Source organism: Methylobacterium sp. CCH5-D2 (genome assembly GCF_001556475.1).
Taxonomy (GTDB): domain Bacteria; phylum Pseudomonadota; class Alphaproteobacteria; order Rhizobiales; family Beijerinckiaceae; genus Methylobacterium; species Methylobacterium hispanicum.
In genome coordinates this window covers 1-1,173 of the sequence record NZ_LSIX01001059.1, presented here as the reverse complement: position 1 = coordinate 1,173, position 1,173 = coordinate 1, and the positions used below count along the sequence as shown (strand labels likewise).

Annotated in this window: 2 protein-coding genes; both read right to left on the bottom strand. The window is 70.2% G+C overall.

Annotated elements, in window-relative coordinates:
• Nucleotides 1-105: 105 nt before the first annotated feature.
• Nucleotides 106-318, bottom strand: a complete 213-nt coding sequence (locus AX737_RS28720) for a hypothetical protein (protein ID WP_066927309.1) — start codon at nt 316-318, stop codon at nt 106-108.
• 449 nt (nt 319-767) lie between these two features.
• Nucleotides 768-980 carry a hypothetical protein gene (locus AX737_RS28715; protein WP_066927307.1) on the bottom strand — a complete coding sequence of 71 codons (213 nt, stop codon included), beginning with the start codon at nt 978-980 and terminating at the stop codon, nt 768-770.
• Nucleotides 981-1,173 lie beyond the last annotated feature (193 nt).

Genomic DNA, 1,173 nt, shown 5'->3' with positions numbered 1-1,173 from the left:
ACGCCCACGGCTTCGAGCTCGTGCGCAAGCCCTACTCCGCCGAGGAACTCGCCCGGATCTTCCGCTCGCTCTCCGGGCGCCAGCCCCCGGCCGTCTGAGCGCGCCTCATTCGGGCGCCGCGAGCGCCGCGTCGAAGGCCGTGCGGCCGGCCTCCGTGATCTCGTACTCCTCGTGCCGCCGGGCCGGCAGCGCGCGCCCGGTGCGGCGGATCAGGCCGCGCTTCTCCAGGTAATGATTGATGCTCTGCGGCGCGTAGTAGCGCGGGGCAGCGTAGAGGAGCCGCAGACGATAGAGATAGACCGGCTTCAGCTTGCCCATGAGCAGGGCATAGCGGAATCCCCCGGGCCCGTCAGCCGGATCTATGCGGAGAGAGACGATTTTCCGAGGCAATCTACTGTAATAAGAGTAATTTTAAACTCGAATGCTGCGGCGGGTATCCGGGTGCCGCGCGCCCGCGCGTTTTCGGAGCGCGGGGCACGGGACCACCCGCCGCGGCGGCCGGCCCGCGGTCCGGGGGCGGGACGACGTGTCGAGCGCCCTCGCGTTCGGTCCCGGATTGCGGCACGGAGAGCCGATTCCGCCCGGATGCCGGCGAGAGCCTGCCGGGGGCGAGGGGTTCGGTATCGGCCGCGCACGCGGCCCGATCGCCCGAAGAGGCTTCGGCCCGAAGCGCCCCAGCACGGGAGGACGCCCGTCCCGGGCGCGGGCGCGGGCGATGGTCGTGGACGCGCGCCTTGGCGCCCCCGGAGGTCGCAGAGCCGTTCCCTCTAGCGACCGCCATCGAGGCGGCCGCGAACGTAGCCGTGCGAGATCAGCCGGTCACGGCGCAGCGTGCGCCGCTCGGCCTCGGCCAGATCCGCGAGGGCATCCTCGACCGCGCGCACGAGCGCGGCCCAGGCGTTGCCGCCGCTGGCGACCCGATACGCGTGCGCGATGCGCTCGGCCTCCGTCGGCTCGGTCTCGGTCGCACGATCCACCATCCTCAACTCCGCCGTGTTTCGAACAAAGCATGAACACGCTATGCGGGAGCACGGGTCAACGCTGGGGATAAAGCCTGTGGAAACGGTGGATAACACGGTTTCCGGTTGGTGGGTTCGGTCCAACGCATCGTCCTGGAACGAGGCGCGGGTCCCCTCTCCCATAGGGAGAGGTCTGCTTTCGCAGAAAGCCGGG

Excerpts from the sequence above, each read along its gene's own strand:
- AX737_RS28720 (WP_066927309.1), bottom strand. The coding sequence starts at position 318 with ATGGGCAAGCTGAAGCCGGTCTATCTCTATCGTCTGCGGCTCCTCTAC.
- AX737_RS28715 (WP_066927307.1), bottom strand. The coding sequence starts at position 980 with ATGGTGGATCGTGCGACCGAGACCGAGCCGACGGAGGCCGAGCGCATC.